Here is an 18,694-nt window from a genome sequence, read left to right as displayed (position 1 = left end):
GCCCTTCGTCATGGTCTTACCGAGTAGTCCAAATGTCCGATCGCAGCGTTCGCCTTCAAGCTCTCAAGCACGCCCTCAAAGAGCGCATCCTGATTCTCGATGGCGGTATGGGCACGATGATCCAGAGCTACAAGCTCGAAGAGCAGGATTACCGTGGCAAACGCTTCGCTGACTGGCCAAGCGACGTCAAAGGCAACAACGACCTGTTGGTACTGACTCGTCCGGACGTGATTGGCGGCATTGAAAAAGCCTACCTGGACGCCGGTGCCGACATTCTGGAAACCAATACCTTCAACGCCACCCGGATTTCCCTGGCTGACTACGGCATGCAAGGCCTGACGTATGAGTTAAACGTAGAAGGCGCACGCCTGGCGCGCAAGGTTGCCGACGCCAAGACCCTCGAAACCCCGGACAAGCCGCGCTTCGTCGCCGGCGTGCTCGGCCCGACCAGCCGTACCTGCTCGTTGTCCCCGGATGTGAACAACCCCGGCTACCGCAACGTGACCTTCGATGAACTGGTGGAGAACTACACCGAGTCCACCAAAGGCCTGATCGAAGGCGGCGCCGACCTGATCCTGATCGAAACCATTTTCGACACCCTCAACGCCAAGGCCGCGATCTTCGCCGTGCAAGGCGTGTTCGAGGAGTTGGGCATTGAATTGCCGATCATGATTTCCGGCACCATCACCGATGCCTCGGGCCGCACCCTGTCGGGCCAGACCACCGAAGCGTTCTGGAACTCCGTGGCCCACGCCAAGCCGATTTCCGTCGGCCTGAACTGCGCTCTCGGCGCCCGCGAATTGCGCCCGTACCTCGAAGAACTGTCGAACAAGGCAGGCACCCACGTTTCCGCGCACCCGAACGCCGGCCTGCCGAACGAATTCGGTGAGTACGACGAACTGCCGTCGGAAACCGCCAAGGTCATCGAAGAGTTCGCCCAGAGCGGCTTCCTCAACATCGTCGGCGGCTGCTGCGGCACCACGCCGGGCCACATCGAAGCCATCGCCAAGGCCGTGGCCGGTTATGCGCCGCGCGAGATTCCGGACATCCCGAAGGCTTGCCGCCTCTCGGGCCTTGAGCCGTTCACCATCGATCGCAGCTCGCTGTTCGTCAATGTCGGCGAGCGCACCAACATCACCGGTTCCGCCAAGTTCGCCCGCCTGATCCGCGAAGACAACTACACCGAAGCCCTGGAAGTCGCCCTGCAGCAGGTCGAAGCCGGTGCCCAGGTGATCGACATCAACATGGACGAAGGGATGCTCGATTCGAAGAAGGCCATGGTGACCTTCCTCAATCTGATTGCCGGCGAGCCGGACATCTCCCGCGTACCGATCATGATCGACTCCTCCAAGTGGGAAGTGATCGAAGCCGGCCTCAAGTGCATCCAGGGCAAGGGCATCGTCAACTCGATCAGCATGAAGGAAGGCGTTGAACAGTTCATCCATCACGCCAAGCTGTGCAAGCGCTATGGCGCTGCGGTGGTGGTGATGGCCTTCGACGAAGCCGGCCAGGCCGACACCGAAGCGCGCAAGAAGGAAATCTGCAAACGCTCCTACGACATTCTGGTCAACGAAGTGGACTTCCCGCCGGAAGACATCATCTTCGACCCGAACATCTTCGCCGTCGCCACCGGTATCGAAGAACACAACAACTACGCCGTCGATTTCATCAACGCCTGTGCCTATATCCGTGACGAACTGCCGTATGCGCTGACCTCCGGTGGCGTGTCCAACGTGTCGTTCTCGTTCCGTGGCAACAACCCGGTGCGCGAGGCGATTCACTCGGTGTTCCTGCTCTACGCGATCCGCGCCGGGTTGACCATGGGCATCGTCAACGCCGGGCAACTGGAGATCTACGACCAGATCCCGGCGGAGCTGCGCGACGCCGTCGAAGACGTGATCCTCAACCGCACCCCGGAAGGCACCGACGCCCTCCTCGCCATCGCCGACAAGTACAAGGGCGACGGCAGCGTCAAGGAAGCCGAGACCGAAGAGTGGCGCAACTGGGACGTCAACAAGCGTCTGGAGCATGCGCTGGTCAAAGGCATCACCACCCATATCGTTGAAGACACCGAAGAGTCGCGCCAGTCCTTCGCCCGCCCGATCGAAGTGATCGAAGGCCCGTTGATGGCCGGCATGAACATCGTCGGCGACCTGTTCGGCGCCGGTAAAATGTTCCTGCCGCAAGTGGTGAAATCCGCTCGCGTGATGAAGCAGGCCGTGGCGCACCTGATCCCGTTCATCGAACTGGAAAAAGGCGACAAGCCAGAGGCCAAGGGCAAGATCCTGATGGCGACCGTCAAAGGCGACGTGCACGACATCGGCAAGAACATCGTTGGCGTGGTGCTGGGTTGCAACGGCTATGACATCGTCGACCTCGGCGTGATGGTGCCGGCGGAAAAAATCCTGCAAGTGGCCAAAGAACAGAAGTGCGACATCATTGGCCTGTCCGGCCTGATCACCCCGTCGCTGGATGAGATGGTCCACGTTGCCCGCGAAATGCAGCGACAGGACTTCCACCTGCCGTTGATGATCGGTGGTGCGACCACGTCCAAGGCGCACACAGCGGTGAAGATCGAGCCCAAGTACAGCAACGATGCCGTGATCTACGTCACCGACGCCTCCCGCGCCGTGGGCGTGGCGACGCAGTTGCTGTCCAAGGAGCTCAAGGCCGGTTTCGTCGAGAAGACCCGCCAGGACTACATCGAGGTTCGCGAGCGCACTGCCAACCGCAGCGCCCGCACCGAACGCCTGAGCTATGGCGCGGCCATCGCCAAGAAGCCGCAATTCGACTGGGCCAGCTACACACCGGTCAAGCCGACCTTCACCGGCACCCGGGTGCTGGACAACATCGACCTCAACGTCCTGGCCGAGTACATCGACTGGACACCGTTTTTCATATCCTGGGATCTGGCCGGCAAGTTCCCGCGCATCCTCCAGGACGAAGTGGTCGGTGAAGCCGCCACCTCGCTCTATAAAGACGCTCGGGAAATGCTGACCAAACTGATCGACGAGAAGCTGATCAGCGCCCGCGCAGTGTTCGGTTTCTGGCCGGCCAACCAGGTGCATGACGACGACATCGAGCTCTATGGCGATGACGGCAAGCCGATGGCCAAGCTGCATCACCTGCGCCAGCAGATCATCAAGACCGACGGCAAGCCGAACTTCTCCCTGGCCGACTTTGTCGCGCCAAAGGACAGTGAAGTGACCGACTACGTGGGTGGTTTCATCACCACCGCGGGGATCGGCGCCGAAGAAGTGGCCAAGGCCTACCAGGACGCCGGCGACGATTACAACTCGATCATGGTCAAGGCCCTGGCCGACCGCCTGGCCGAGGCCTGCGCCGAGTGGCTGCACCAGCAGGTGCGTAAAGACTACTGGGGTTATGCCAAGGATGAAGCGCTGGATAACGAGGCACTGATCAAGGAGCAGTACAGCGGTATCCGTCCGGCACCGGGCTACCCGGCTTGCCCGGATCACACCGAGAAAGCCCAACTGTTCGCCCTGCTTGATCCAGAGGCCCAGGAAATGCGCGCAGGCCGCAGCGGCGTGTTCCTCACCGAGCACTACGCGATGTTCCCGGCGGCGGCAGTCAGCGGCTGGTACTTTGCCCACCCGCAGGCGCAATACTTTGCCGTGGGCAAGGTCGACAAGGACCAGGTGCAGAGCTACACCTCGCGTAAAGGTCAGGAATTGAGCGTGACCGAGCGCTGGCTGGCGCCGAACCTGGGTTACGACAACTAAACTGCTTTGCCGACCACAACATCGTGGTCGGTAAAGATCCCTTGTGCGAGCCTGCTCGCGATGACGGAGTAACATTCAACATTAATGTTGACTGATAGACCGCTATCGCGAGCAGGCTCGCTCCTACATTAGTTAGCCAGCGGCTGATTTAGCTATTCCTGGCCGATGTCCCTGGTTGCGGTTCTTCACCCGCCAGCTCCGAGACTTCCTTGCGGGACAACTCGATCATCTTCGCGTTGCGCGCCGCCGCCTGTTCGAACAGCAGGTTCAGGAATGCACCATCATCGGCGCTATCGGCACCGTCATCCTCCCCTGCCTGACTCTGCGCCTCATCGAGTGCCCTGAACTCTTCAGGGTATTTCTCCTTGAGGTAATCCACCCAATAGTCGCGCTGGATCAAGTCTTCGAAAAACCCGTCGGACCGCTCCGCATTACCGACCTCCACGCGCGCGTCCACCAGTTGTTGCCGCGTGACACCAGAGGCATAGGTCATGTGTTTCGGCTGCCCCGGCAAGGTCAGACCGTCATCCCAGCCTGAAGTCAGGCCGATTCGATAGCCCAGGCGCACCTCGGCCTCATCCTCGCCGGTATTCGCCGCGGCCTTGGTCGCCAGATCATCGATCCTGTCCAGTCGAAACAACTGCCTGGACAGTTTCAGCAATGCCTGGCCCTTCACACTCAAGCCTCCAGGCGGCATGTCGAGCAAGGCATTGTGGGTGAACACTTTGCTTTCCAGCCCGCTGAACGTGAGGATTCGCCCGTCGACACAGGTGCCATGGGTAGCCGAACTGGCGAACAGGACTTCCCGAAGTTCGCTGTTACTGGCCGCGGCTTCCATCACTGTCCAGACCCGTCGCGTCAAGTCGGCATTGGCCACCCGGAACTCCTGGGTGTCCTGCAATCGTGATAGCAAATGAAAGAACGCGGCATTGTCCGGCTCGGCCGCCAGTTGATCCCAGATCCGGCTTTTACCGGCCAACTCCTCCGGGGTCAAATTGGTTAACCAAGGGGCCTTTTGCGCGGAATCAGGCTCAACCTCAGGCAGCTCTTCATCCGACTCGATGCTGTCGCTTTGGTCGTGAGCATCATCCAGCGCCTCGTCGAGTTCAGTCCGCGAGATCCCCAGCACGGTGTCCCGTGCTCCCGAGTCTCGGTAGGCCCTCAAGCGCTCGAGACTCTCGAGCGCCAGGTTGTTGTCACTCAGGTCGATGCCGATCATAAGGACATTGTGATTGCCATCCAGAACCTGCGCCGGAACCGATGTGATGTAGTTACCACTCAGATTCAGGACTCTGAGGTGGGCCGCATCCAGCACGCCCCCCGGCCATTGCGTCAGATAGTTATTGCGCAGATCGAGTGTCACCAGCGCTTCGAAAATGTCGAGATCGAAGGAGTCCAGTTCGTTGTAGCCCAGGTCAAGACGGTTCAGACGTTCCAGATTGCTCAACGAGGCGTACAGGTGTTCGGCATCACTCAGCCGGTTCGAAGTCAGTTCAAGGCGTTCGAGCGTACCCATGTGCTGGACCGGCTCGGGTATGGCCTCCAGCCCATTGCCGTTGAGTTCCAGGGTCTTGAGCCGGGTAAAGGCGGTGAGGAACCCGTCGGAGCCTGCCCGGGTCAGTACTACACCGGTCAGGTTCAACCTGCCGACGTGCTCGAACGTTGTCGGCATCTCCGGGAGATCACCCAGTTGCAGGCCGCTCAGATCCAATACGGCATCGGCTACCCTCTCCACGCCAGCCAGGCCTTCGCGCCAGCATTCGAGGATGCGCAAGGCGCCCAACCTGCGAATGCTTGAGGACGTTGTCCAGCCTGTGCCGCGGACTCCCCGTGTAAAGATCCAGCCATTCAACTGACGGATAAGCGCTTCGAAGCTTTGTTCCCAACCGGCAAGGCGCTCGCTGATTTGCACCTCGGTCGCCCCGCGCTCACGCATCTGTTCCAGTGCTTGCAAGGCTTCATCATCGGCCAGTGTCGGCTTCAAACGTTGCAGGCGTTTTGTCAGAACCTCGCCCCCCTCTCCCGCCGGAACCTCAGGCAGCACCAGCAAATGCTGCGCAATGGAAAACCCACTCTCGGGCGGAGGGAAAGCAAGCGGTATCGGTTCCATGTCGAACCGCTGCAGGGTGCCCTCTGGCAGCCCCCTGGCCAATTCCGTTCGCTGCCAGGCGGTCCGGAGCATTGCGCCAGCCTGAGGGGTCAATGGCGAACCGCCGAGATTGGTTTTGAGCAACACCTCGTTTTCCAGCACCGCCACCGGCAGCTCGGAAATCCTGCTGTCGCGCAAGTCCAGCCAGGTCAGCTCCGGCAAGCTCTGAGCACCTGCCGGCCATTCCCTCAGCCCAGTCGCGCGCAGGTTCAAGGCCTTGAGGTGAGCCATTGCGCTGAGGTCCAGGGTGTTCAGGGGGTTGCTGCTCAGGTCCAGATACTCAAGCGTCTGCAACCCATCAAGACCTTGCTGAACCCCTGGATCGACAACAATCCCGTTACTGGAGAGATCCAGCTGAGTCAATTTTCCGAGATCGCCGGGGCCGATGGGGATTTCAGTCAGGCCGCAACTACGCAAGTCGAGTGCTTGAAGACCGGAAAACCCGCTGATGAAACCGCGAATCTGTGCTGCGGGCGCTTTACTCCCCCTCAGATACAACGTTCGCACCTCTTGGAAAGCACCGGCCGGCAGCTCGGGAAAATCACTGAGCCCCAGATTGGGCAAGTCGAGCACCGAGGCATTGACTGTGGCGCCGTAGCGCTTGAAAACGCCGTTGCGCCAGCAGGCTCTCAGGGAATTCGCCGCCAATGTCCGACCTGTCATTTCGTTGATCGCCGTCGGTACCTTAAACACACGATAGGACCAGTCGTTGAGGTTGCGGTTGAGTACATGGTGTTGCTCACTCAAGGCTTCGATCGCCCCGTACCTCGCCTCGGCGTCCTGCCACTGCTCGACAAACTGAGTGAGTAACGCCTCGTAATTCTCGTTGGAGCCATCCCCAAGGCGTCTCAACTCACCCTTGCTGTAATCACTGACCATTGTCTCGAGATCAACACGGTGTGGGGATTGCCGTTTGGCGTACTCATACGCCGGCCTGAAGTTTTCACGAAGGAAATTCGACCAGTCCAGCGACAGTCCGGACCAGAGTTTTTCATGTCCGCTGAAAATGCCGTCGGGCAAGGTTCTGATCCCGGTGCCCTTGAGATTCAATCGCTCAAGTCGCGGCAGATCGAGAACCCCGGCGGGCCATTCAAACAACGAAGGTGCAAGCACTTCCAACAGGCGCAGATTGCGCAATTGGCTGACATCCAGCGCAATCGGCGCGAACCCCGAACAATGGACATTGAGGTACTCAAGCCTGGTCAGCGCACCCAGCCTCGACGGCATGTCGGCGGCGTAGGGAGCGGATGAATACAGGTTCAGGTCGGTGAGCTCCGGCATCCTGCCGATGACCTCGGGCACATTGCTGAACTGATTACCCGTGGCGGTGATCCGCAGTTTTCTCAACCTGGGGAAATTGCCCAGCAGTGCATCGGCATTGGCGTCGGTGATGCACCGGCCCCGGACGTACAGATCACGCACATGGGAGAAATCCGCCGACAACGCAGGCAGCGCTTCATCACAGGTCAGGTCAAGCAATGTGAAGCGCGCGTGCTCCGCGGCCAACGGCGAGTTGCGCCAGCTATCCTTGAGACTCTGCGCGACCGAGGCCTTGCCGCCCAACATGCGCTCCAGGGCAGAGCCCGACGATGGCTCGCCAACCCAATGATCGAGCGTCGTTTCCAGCGCCTCCCACTCGCGCAGGCGGGCCTGCAACAAACCGTAAATCTGCGCGTCGGTTTTTCCCGCCCGCAACTGCGCCAGGACAAATCCGTTGGCCTGCTGTTCGGTCAGCGCCGGATAGACATCCCGTACCCGCGTTGCCAGCGAAGGGTTGATCCCTTGCCCGCGCCCGCTGGCGTAGTACCCCACCAACCGTTCGTTGACCCGAACCGGCGGCCTGAACGTCGCATGCTTGTCAGTACGTGCCTCCAGGCTCTGTGCCAGCTCGGCACGATGGGCGAAGGCATGGTCGATGATTGCCGTGCGCAACTGGCTGCCCTGAGTCACATGGGGAACGCCCAGCGCCTGGCGCGCCTCGTCGGGCAAGGCATGCATGATCGACGAGTAAAAATTGTCGCCATCTCGAGGAATGCCGTTGAGCGCCTCACCGCGCTCATCAAACGCCTGGTAAGCCGGCCCTTTCTTGACCACATATTTGCGCGTGTCGGCAGTCTCACTGCCAATGCCATCGATCAGCGGCCCCTCGACGTGGCCGTCGCGCACTTCCAGGCGCACGCTGTCGGACCAGCCCGGCAGCTTTTCCAGGGAATGCAGTGCAAGCCATCGGCTGTCCGCCGACGCCATGCGCTCCAGAGGCAACCCGGCAAATGCACGGTTGACGCGCCCTTGCCGCGCATACCAGCGGGCCTCTTCAAGCATGTTCAAGGGGATCCGCCGCGTCGCTTGCCACCGCGCCAGTTCCTCGGCATTGGCATCGAGCAACACCCTGTGGGCAGCGGATTCACTCAGCCCCGGGCAAGCACGCTGCAACATCGCCACCGGCCCCTTGCCCGCCTCGGTGCTCCCCGGGCCAGCCTCGAACGCCGACAACAAATCGGCCAGCCCCGGAGGTGGAGGCAGGTGATCCAAGTGCATCTTGCGCAGGGCATTGTCACTGATACCGCTGGCATCGGCGATGGTGAGCAGTTGTTCGTCCGTCAGGGCTTCGGTCGCATGGCCCATGCGCCGCAACAGGGTCAGTCGGTCCCACTTCAGAGGACGCTCCAGCGTATGGCGCCAGGCACCGTGGCCGTTGTGTTCGAGAATCGGTCGCCAGGCCCCGGTATCGGAAGGGTGTTTGATGCGCCACTTTCTCACCGATGAATCAAAGGTGATCTCATACACCTTGCCCGCCTGGCGGATGTAAGTCCTGCGGTTCGCACGAAACTGTCCCAGGGCATTGGGGGCGATTTCATCGTCCAACACAACGCTGGACTCATAGGCCTTCAGGTCGGGTTTCCACAGCCGTGTCGCACCATCGGGGCGCTTGATGGCGTCCAGCCCTTCGATCATGGGCTCGGGTGCAACCCGCACCCTCTTGCCCAGTACCTTGCCGCCCCCGGCCATTACCGCCATCAGCGCCAGGTTTTCTGCCACATCGACCAAATGCGCCTTGGCAGCAACGCGATCACCTTCGCTCCATTCGATAACCCCTTCGAACGATTCATACAGCAATTGCCCGGCCATCACCGTCAGCATGATCTCACCCAGCACCGGCACGAACATCGACACCATGTTCAAGCCCAGCATGCCGATTTCCAGCAGGTGATTGAGCTTTTCTGCCCGCACCTTTGCATCGACGTCAGCCGAGGGCACGGCATGGCTGCGCGCATCGGCAATGACCTTCGCGCGGTTTTGCTCGTAGAGATAAGTCCACAGATCGGTGTTGGCGGACCAGATTCCGGCTACGTCTTTACGCGTCGTGCCCATTGGGTCCAGGTAAGGATCTTCCACCGGTTCGCGCTTGCCCTGGGTCTCAGGGGGCAGTTCCTTGATACCGACGAACGTAGAGGCCGGTGGAATGTACCGGGCGACCTTGACCCAGATGGAGTGCAACGGATCGCTCGGAGAATCCGCGGCCTTGCGGGTGAACTGGCTGAAGTAGTAAGGGCGGTCGGCGTAAGCCACGAATTGACTGAAAAACCGCTGGTGCGCGGTCGGCTTGCCATCGCTTGCGGACCGTGAATTGCCGGCCGTGAACTGGCGCTTGAATTCGTCACGCAACTGCGCCGAGGTGTAGCGCTTGAGCGGATGCTCGGGATCATGGGGAATGTAGACGATGAAATCGCTGGTGTAGCGATACTGTTCGCTGATGCTGAACACCACACAGCCGGTCATCCGGCGCTTCATCAAGATGAGGTCGCGGAACCAGACCTGTCTGTCGCCCATCCGGGGATGGACTTCCCCGCCAATGACCGAAAGGATCATCGAATAGTCTTGCGGTTCGATGTCCTTTTTCAACAACGCCAACTCGGCAGCCGCCCTCATCGCGGTTTTCTGGCTGTCGATGAATTGCTCGCGCAGGTTGGCTTGCGCCTGCGTATCGGCTGGCTGGAAAAATCCGTTCACGCAGGTTTGATACTGTGCTCCGATGTCCAGGGTTCTGCACAGCGACAAGAACTGCCTGACCGTCATGTCCAGCGCAACATCCCGGAATGTACCGGGGGTCGACGTTTCGACGACGAAGCCTGAATCACGGTGGAAGGCCCCTTCTTCACACTCCGAGGCCTCAAAGTTGTGCAATGCTGCCTGGAGCAAGGACAGCTTCAACACCTCGAAAGACGTGATTTCGACTTCGAGCACGCCAACCTCCAGGGGGCGCCGCAGGCACACCCAGGTCTTGTTGACATCGACGTCGATCGAGAACCTGTCCTTGAGAGCCTTGGTCAATATCGGCCCGGCGAATGTTTCGGCATCGTGCAGCGCGGACATTGCCTGGTCCAGCCGGGTCTGCGAGATAAAACTGGCGTTGAAGCATTCCCTCAGTGCCTGCTGTTGCGCGCCGGATGCGTGCCGGTACCAGTCAGGCAGGCGTGTTGCGCTATCTTTGATCGCGGCGCGCCTTGGCGACGTGGCGTCGATCAACCAATCGGGGGTCATGCGTTCAAGCAATTCACTGTGCATACTGCTTTTGCCGGGCAGCAACGGCTTCGACACTGAACCTTCAATAGGCGACTGCACCTTCGACGTCGGGGACGAAGTGCGGGATGAAATGCTCATACTGTCTCTCCTGGTAAATGGAGCGACAGGACACCACCCCGAGCCTGGACACCTGCGGTACATAGTTACCGCAAGTTCGAAAAGGCGAGACAAAGCGTTTCAGGCAGCCACGGCATGAATCGGCAGATTGGCTATGCTGTGGGGACCCAATTTCAGGCGAGGGTTTTATGGACGATCCGGGCAACAACAAGCCACCGACCTTCTGGCAAATGCTGCACAGTGTCATGGCGGCGGCGTTCGGGGTGCAGAGCGGGAAGAACCGGGCCCGTGATTTCACTCACGGCAAGCCGAGTCATTTCGTGATTCTGGGGATTGTGTTCACGGCGGTGTTTGCATTGACGCTGTTCGGCATCGTCAAGCTGGTACTGCTTCTGGCCGGGGTTTGACGGTATTCAGTGCATCAGGGTCTGCAGGGTGAACGGGTAACGCCAGGACGCGGGACGCCCCTTGGCCGAGAGTTTGTGGAAATCCACGCCGAAGTCCTGCGCAGTGCCCATCGCCAGCAGTCGCCTGGCCTGTGTCCGATCGATCAGTTGCAACAACGGGATCTGGCGATCACGGCCACCGTACTGGCTGAAGTCCACGCCTTCATCGTAGTCATGCAATTGCACCAGCGCCCAGCCACCGAGGCTGAAGTGCCCGCCCAGCAAGACACTCAGGCGATGGTCCAGCAGTGCCTGCAACGCCGCGGGTGAATTGTTGATCGCGCCGAACAGCGCGCCCTTGCCTGGCACACCTCCCGCTTCGACATACGCCTGCATCACGCCGAACACCATTTCGTCATTCGCGGCCCAGACCAGCGACGTCTGCGGGTAGCGCTTGAACAGCAACCTGGCCTGCTCATAGGCACGCTGCCGGGTCCAGCCGCCGTACACCAGTTGCCGTAAACGCACCTCGGGGTGCTCGGCCAAGGCACGCCGCATGCCCTTCTCACGAAATTGCGCGGACGGGGTGATCTTCAATCCGGAAAAAGCCAGCAACTCGATGGTCTGGCCGGGGGCCACCGGGCCGTGCTGGCGGATCAACTCCTTGAGCATCAGGTAGCCGCCCTCCTCGTCGTTGGGCACCAGGCTGCCGAGCAAATCGGGATATTTGTCTGGACGGGCGTCGATCAGCTTCATCTGATCCGGAGTCAGGGCGTTGTTGACCATGAACAGCTTCACGCCACTGCCTTTGGCCAGCCGCAGGATTTCGGGGGCGATGTATTGCTCGTTGACGAAGACCAGGTAGTCGGGGCGATGGTGGCCCTGAAGGGCTTCGCGAGCCTGGCCGATGGTGTTTTCAGAGATGCGGTCGGAATACTGGATGCGCAAATCCATCCCCAGGTCGGTCGCCGCGGCCTGCATGAACTGCGAGTAACTCATCCAGAACGCTTCCGTGGGGGTTCCCGGGTTCAGGAACAGCACAGACGCCGCCTGGGCACAATGTCCCACCACCATGCCCAGTGTCAGTAATATGCCACACAGCAACTTCAACATTGGTCGTCCGAGCCCCGGAAATTCGCCGCGCATTATAGCCAGCGAACATCCGCAAAACGGCGATTTTTCCGGTTTTTGTCAGACAATCGTCGGAACCGGGCCCGGACGGGGTCGCTTACTGATGACTGACCCAGAAAACAGCCGTCCCCACGACCAGAATGATCAGGAACAAAATGGCCCATGCATCAACAGTGCTATCGCTTTTCCGTGCTTTGGTTGGGTTGCTCATTGCATCGCCTCTTGTCGGTTTTATCGGTGATTGCATAAAGACTCGAGCAGAGTAAAGACGACGATTGCCCGCATCACAAACAGGGTCTTTGCAACAACGATTCTCATTAGGCGATTTGGTTCTTTACATATGCTCAAACATCACTTTTACGCATAACTGCAAACTGGTATCTTGCCCCGGCTCCGTAGGGAGTGCGCGGCCGTGCGCGCAGAATTGCCGAGGTTTTATCGGACGCCAGCAAGCCAAAATACGCCGCTGTTTCCGACCGGCCCAAGCCTGAGAACAGGACTTATATGTACGTATACGACGAATACGATCAGCGGATCATCGAGGACCGCGTCAAGCAGTTCCGTGATCAGACCCGACGCTATCTGGCAGGCGAGCTGAGCGAAGAAGAATTCCGCCCCCTGCGCCTGCAAAATGGCCTTTACATCCAGCGTTTCGCGCCGATGTTGCGAGTCGCCGTGCCTTACGGCCAACTGACTTCGCGCCAGGTGCGAATGATGGCCAGGATTGCCCGCGACTACGACAAGGGCTACGCCCACATCAGTACCCGGCAGAACGTGCAGTTCAACTGGCCGGCCGTGGAAGACATTCCGGACATTCTCGCTGAACTGGCCACCGTGCAGATGCACGCGATCCAGACCAGCGGCAACTGCCTGCGCAACGTCACCACCGACCAGTTTGCCGGTGTCGCCGCCGACGAACTGATCGACCCGCGCCCATGGTGCGAGATCGTGCGCCAGTGGACCACGTTCCACCCGGAATTCGCCTACCTGCCGCGCAAATTCAAGATTGCCGTCAACGGTTCGACTTCCGACCGCGCCGCCATCGAAGTCCATGACATCGGCCTTGAGCCGGTGCACAACGCCGCGGGCGAACTGGGCTTCCGTGTCCTGGTCGGCGGTGGCCTGGGCCGTACGCCGGTGGTGGGTGCATTCATCAATGAATTCCTGCCGTGGCAAGACCTGTTGAGCTACCTCGACGCCATCCTGCGGGTCTACAACCGCTATGGCCGTCGCGACAACAAGTACAAGGCGCGGATCAAGATTCTGGTCAAGGCGTTGACGCCTGAAGTCTTCGCACAGAAAGTCGATGCGGAAATGGAGCACCTTCGCGGTGGCCAGACCACGCTGACCGAAGCCGAAGTGCAGCGCGTCGCCAAGCATTTCGTCGACCCGGACTACAAGGCCCTGGACAATCAGAGCGCCGCCCTGGCCGAACTCGACCAGCAGCACCCGGGCTTCGCCCGCTGGCGCGTGCGCAACACCCTGGCCCACAAGAAGCCGGGCTATGTGGCCGTGACCTTGTCCCTGAAGCCAACCGGCGTTGCACCGGGCGACATCACCGACAAACAGCTCGACGCCGTGGCCGATCTGGCCGACCGCTACAGCTTCGGTCAACTGCGCACCTCTCACGAGCAGAACATCATCCTGGCCGACGTCGAGCAGGACAAGCTGTTCGCCATGTGGGGCGAATTGCGCGAGCAAGGCTTCGCCACGCCGAACATCGGCCTGCTGACCGACATCATCTGCTGCCCGGGCGGCGACTTCTGCTCCCTGGCCAACGCCAAGTCGATCCCGATCGCCGAATCGATCCAGCGCCGTTTCGACGACCTGGACTACCTGTTCGACATCGGCGAACTGGACCTGAACATCTCCGGTTGCATGAACGCCTGTGGTCACCACCACGTCGGCCACATCGGCATCCTGGGGGTGGACAAGAAAGGCGAAGAGTTCTATCAGGTTTCCCTCGGCGGCAGCGCCAGCCGTGACGCCAGCCTGGGCAAGATCCTCGGCCCGTCCTTTGCCCAGGAAGCCATGCCTGACGTGATCGAAAAGCTGATCGACGTGTACATCGAACAACGTACCGAAGACGAACGCTTCATCGACACCTATCAGCGTATTGGTATCGACCTCTTCAAGGAGCGTGTCTATGCAGCGAATCATTAAGAACAACGAGGTCGTCGACGAGACCTGGCACCTGCTGCCCAAGGACTTCAACATCGATGAGATCAGCAACTGCGACGACCTCATCGTGCCGTTGCAGCTGTGGCGCGAACACAGCCGCATGCTCCTGGCCCGCGATGGCGGCCTGGGCATCTGGCTGGACGCCGATGAAGAAGCCGAGGAAATCGGCGAAGACGTGGCACAGTTCCAGGTCATTGCCCTGAACTTCCCGGCATTCACCGATGGCCGCAACTACTCCAACGCCCGCCTGCTGCGTGACCGTTACGGTTTCAAGGGCGAGTTGCGGGCCATTGGCGACGTGCTGCGTGACCAGTTGTACTACATGCATCGCTGTGGTTTCGACGCGTTTGCCATTCGCGCCGACAAAGACCCGCACGAAGCCCTTGAAGGCCTCAAGGACTTCTCGGTGACCTACCAGGCCGCTACCGACGAACCGCTGCCGCTGTTCCGTCGTCGCTGACCGTTACGCCTTGAACCCAGGCTAAGGGTTCAAGGCGCTTCACCCTCCCCGTTAAAACAGCGGATAGTCGGCCAGCGGCATTGGCCGCCCCATGGCGACCCAATCGCGGTACAGCCGGACTCGATCCTCCAGCACCACGAACAACCGGAACGGATTCTGCGCATCGCCCCTCCGCGTTTCGACACACTGACGCAACCAACCCCATAACTCTTCTGACGTATCCGCTTCCTGCAGCAAGCGCCATACCCGTGCCTGCAACGACCGGTAGCCGACCTGGAAATCCGCCGTCAGGCTCAATCCATCCATGACCCGGAGCAACGCACTGCCCGATGGCTTGACGACCAATCGTTGCCAGATCTGTTGCCGCGCTTCGCGAACGCTTTCATCACTCTCCTCCAGCCAGGGCGTCGCACTGCCATAATCGGCACCCGGCTCGCTCAGCCACAGATTGATGCCGGTGCGTTCACGATGATCGACCAGACGCAGCAACGTCTCTTCATCCGTCAGTGGATTACCCCACAGTTTCACCCGGTCCCGGGAGACCGCCTGATTGAGTATCGCGTAGGGAACCCGGCTGATCCGGTTGCCTTGCAAGTCCAGGGAAGTGAAACAAGGCTGATCGGCGATACCAATCGGGCAATGGCTGATCCCGGTGTTTCTCAGGTTCAACACACGCAACTCATTCATCCCCAATACCACGGGCGGGACAGTCAACGGGTTTTCACTCAGATCCAGCGTTTGCAAATTCACCAGATCACGAAACTGCGAAGCCGTGTTCTCCTGAAGCCGAAGAAAGGTGGAACTCAGGTTGAGCGTTGTGAGTCGAGTCATTTGCCGAACAGGTGGAGGCAATACCGCCTCCAGCACATCATCTGCATTGAACCGACGCAGATCGACGCTTTTCAGGTTAAGTGTGTGCAGATTGGGGAAACTATCGAGAAAAGCGTTCAGGCTCTCCCGCTCGACGATATGCAGGCGCGGCATCGAAAGCTCTACGACTTCATTGAAGCGAACGTTCATTGTCGGCAAGCGGTGGTAGTCCAGATACCCCAGGTCCAGTCTGTAACCGAGCAACACTTCGCCGGACAAGACTCGATTGATCTGGGGCGGGCACTTTTGCCAGATGCTCATCAGTTCGTCGCCCAGTTCGGTTCGCATTTCACGCTCGTAGTCGATCACGTTTTGCAGCAGTTCGGCATTGTGCGCCGCCACCTGCTGAGGACTCATCCCCGCCGCGTCATCATCGCCCACCGCGAGAAAATCCACGTCCATGTCATTGACATCCAGCACGGCCTGGTCAACCCAGTGACGCAGATCGGCATGCAACTGCCGCACCTCGAGCGTCAGGCGATCCAACAGCGCCAGGGCCCCGGCACCCGCCGTCAGGAGTAACTCGTCCGCCTGGGCATTGGAGAATTCCGGATACAGATCCCTGACCTGCATGCGCATGATTTCGTGAGCCAGCACAGCGCCCGGTGGCGTGTTCGGAAAGCCGCCGCCGCGCAATCCCCCGGCTTCGAACGACAGCCGCGAATCCATTCGATCCAGGCCGAGCAACAGTTCGGCGCGGGACAAGGCATGCGCGCCAATACGCAAACGCAACTGGCTGGCTGTGTCGGACGCGCTTAGCGACATCGCCGCGCGTTCCTCCCCGGACAATAGATCGACCAGCGCGGTAAACAGATCCGAACCCTCGCCGTCGGTAGCTGCCACCCTGGTAGGCCGATAGCGATCACCGACCTTGATCAAGCGCCGGCAATCCGCTGAATCACGAGGGCCACAACGGTCCAGGACCCGGCCACTGATCGACCCGTCGAGCACCTCGATGCGCAAGCCTTTCGGCCAACCGGGCAGACGCTGCAGGGAATGCAGCGCCAGGACATCGGAATCGGGATGACTGATCGAGCGCAAGTACAGGCCCTCATAGGCCCGGTTGAGTCGTACATGCTGCTGATACTCGCGCGCCTTGTTGTCCAGGCGCTTGAACAGTTGCAGTGCCTCGACAGCATCAATGGGCCGATCGATGTCAACTCCCGAACGGTCGAGGATCTGCTCCACGGCACTTTTCGGCAAACCCTGGTACTCGCGCTGGAACAGGCGAATCCAATCCTGATCCGTGTGCTGGAGCGCCTGATAGCGGGCATTGAACAATCCGGCCCGCGCTTGCGGATCGGCGACGGCCTCGAGCGCCTGATCGAGCTTGAAGCGAGTGATGGTGTCGGCAAGCATCGGCGTCGGCGCGCGACCGGTCTGCATCAGGCGCAACATATCGTCGTCGACCGTGCTGACCCGGGCGATCTGCGCCAATACCTCGTCACTGAAGGCAGCAAGCGGTGCGCAAACGCCTCGCATCAGCTCCACACGCGTCGGCATGGGCACCGCAGACGAACCGGGCGTGGGCTCGGCCGGCGCTCCGGGATGAGGTTCGCTCCCCGGTTCCCCCGGCTCGTGCAGCGTTCCGGCGATTTTTTCTTCGCCCTTGAGTGCCGCCACCGCCCCGGCCAACGGGAGCGCATTGAGCAAGCCGAACACCGTGCGCGTCACGCCCTCGGAGCGCTGCCCGGGTGTTTTACCGTTGATGGCCTGATTGAGGCCGTAACCGGCGTCGATCAGACCGGCCAGCACCAGGACGCCCTCACCGCCCGGAATGAACAATGCCAAAGGCCCCAGCCGGTTGATCCACTGCACGAGCGGCTCCACCACCGCGCTCAGGTTGTCGCGATTGACCTGGGCATCGTCGCGGATGGTTTTGACGCTGGCCATGGAAGCCTGCTTCATGGTCAGCACCAGTTGCGCGAACGGATCGGTATCGGACGGCGCACGCTCAAGGTCTATGTAGTCCTGCGGGTCCCAGAAACCATCGTTGTTGAAGAACCCCGCGTTCTTTTTCAGCCAGTGTTCCTTCGGGTACACCGCCATGCCGTCCAGCGCCGTCAACACGCCCGCATGGAAAGTGCCGTCTTCACGATCGTCCTCCGCAAAATGCGCGACCAGCGCTTGCCGTGTCGCGACAACCCGGCCTTGGGCCACGACCCATTGGCGCAGCTGCGACCAGTCGGCGAACTCATGCAAGGGTGAGGAGTTGCCGGGGATATTCAACAAGATCCGGCCGCTGCGGCGGTGGCAATAACACCAGATATCGTCCGATGTGTAACGATAGATCGTCAGCCGCCCGACCTCGATCGGCGGGCTGACGCGAGTGGGTGCCTGTACCTGTTCGATGGTCAACGCACTCCAGGCCTGCTCCGCTGGCAAACCGGCGGCCTGCATGGCCAGGGCCAGCCCCTCCTGACTCAAACTGCCCTCCTGATGTTGCAGGCAGGCGCTCATGATGAAAGCGGCCCTGGCCGAGGTTCTCAGATCGAAAGGCGCCGCCTGGAGGATTCGCTTATCGGAGGGCCAGGCGCGATCAAGGTAAGCCTGATAGCGGGTCTGCAGATCCAGATCCCATACCCACTGTTTGAACGCCGCCGGCCTCAGGGCAATTTGTGTTGCCGGCCCATACACCTGGGGCGTGGTCCGGCGATAGATGCCTTCGTAGGTGTGGTGGTTGCCGTTGCCGTGGTCGGCGAATTCATCGACATGATCCACGATGCGAATGGACGGACCGACATCGGGCGGCGTGAACAAGCCAAACAGACTTTCGGCAAAACGCCCGTCACCGACACTCTGGTAGTTCTTCAGCAACGCCTGCACCAGGGTTTGCGAATTTGCCACCTGGCCTTGCTCGATACCGTCCTGCGGCGGGTGCCCGCGATAGCGATAATCCAGGGTGACCAGCAGCGCTGTGTGCGGATCGATGTCCTGCCCCCATTTTTCCTTGATCAACTGTGCACCGAACTGCTCGGGAGACTGCGGCAAAGCCGCGCTCACCACAGACTTGAGTGTTTCGCCCAGCGGCAGATGTTCGGCGTGAAGCGGTGTCCGATGGTCATTCATGTGCGTTCCATGGCAACTGTTTTTGGAACACCAACATAACCAGCCGCTACCTTGCCGAAAGCAG

General features: G+C 60.3%; 7 protein-coding genes. 4 read left to right on the top strand and 3 right to left on the bottom strand.

Annotation, left to right across the window (positions count from 1 at the left end):
- Window positions 1–32 precede the first annotated feature (32 nt).
- Window positions 33–3,743 carry a methionine synthase gene (gene metH, locus ACM6J5_RS03360; RefSeq protein WP_095941884.1) on the top strand — a complete coding sequence of 1,237 codons (3,711 nt, stop codon included), beginning with the start codon at window positions 33–35 and terminating at the stop codon, window positions 3,741–3,743.
- Window positions 3,744–3,891: 148 nt separating this feature from the next.
- On the opposite strand, the gene ACM6J5_RS03355 is transcribed toward metH, so the two are convergent.
- Window positions 3,892–10,554 carry an NEL-type E3 ubiquitin ligase domain-containing protein gene (locus ACM6J5_RS03355; protein ID WP_414927817.1) on the bottom strand — a complete coding sequence of 2,221 codons (6,663 nt, stop codon included), beginning with the start codon at window positions 10,552–10,554 and terminating at the stop codon, window positions 3,892–3,894.
- Window positions 10,555–10,721: 167 nt separating this feature from the next.
- On the opposite strand from ACM6J5_RS03355, the gene ACM6J5_RS03350 reads away from it, so the two are divergent.
- Window positions 10,722–10,940 carry a DUF2970 domain-containing protein gene (locus ACM6J5_RS03350; protein WP_095941882.1) on the top strand — a complete coding sequence of 73 codons (219 nt, stop codon included), beginning with the start codon at window positions 10,722–10,724 and terminating at the stop codon, window positions 10,938–10,940.
- 6 nt (window positions 10,941–10,946) lie between these two features.
- On the opposite strand, the gene ACM6J5_RS03345 is transcribed toward ACM6J5_RS03350, so the two are convergent.
- Window positions 10,947–12,032, bottom strand: a complete 1,086-nt coding sequence (locus ACM6J5_RS03345; protein ID WP_150673383.1) for an ABC transporter substrate-binding protein — start codon at window positions 12,030–12,032, stop codon at window positions 10,947–10,949.
- Window positions 12,033–12,554: 522 nt separating this feature from the next.
- Here ACM6J5_RS03345 and ACM6J5_RS03340 point away from each other — a divergent pair.
- Window positions 12,555–14,213, top strand: a complete 1,659-nt coding sequence (locus ACM6J5_RS03340; protein ID WP_095941880.1) for a nitrite/sulfite reductase — start codon at window positions 12,555–12,557, stop codon at window positions 14,211–14,213.
- Complete coding sequence (locus ACM6J5_RS03335; protein WP_095941879.1) at window positions 14,197–14,691, top strand: DUF934 domain-containing protein; 495 nt, start codon at window positions 14,197–14,199, stop codon at window positions 14,689–14,691. The genes ACM6J5_RS03340 and ACM6J5_RS03335 overlap by 17 nt, the downstream gene beginning before the upstream one ends.
- Before the next feature lie 51 nt (window positions 14,692–14,742).
- On the opposite strand, the gene ACM6J5_RS03330 is transcribed toward ACM6J5_RS03335, so the two are convergent.
- Window positions 14,743–18,630: a dermonecrotic toxin domain-containing protein gene (locus tag ACM6J5_RS03330; RefSeq protein ID WP_414927816.1), complete on the bottom strand. Its 3,888-nt coding sequence runs from the start codon at window positions 18,628–18,630 to the stop codon at window positions 14,743–14,745.
- Between the last annotated feature and the right edge of the window lie 64 nt (window positions 18,631–18,694).

Origin of the sequence: Pseudomonas sp. IT-P74, assembly GCF_949768175.1 — a bacterium.
In the GTDB taxonomy this organism is placed as follows: domain Bacteria; phylum Pseudomonadota; class Gammaproteobacteria; order Pseudomonadales; family Pseudomonadaceae; genus Aquipseudomonas.
The sequence above is the reverse complement of the archived record's forward strand: the minus strand, read 5'-3'. Positions and strand labels throughout refer to the sequence as shown.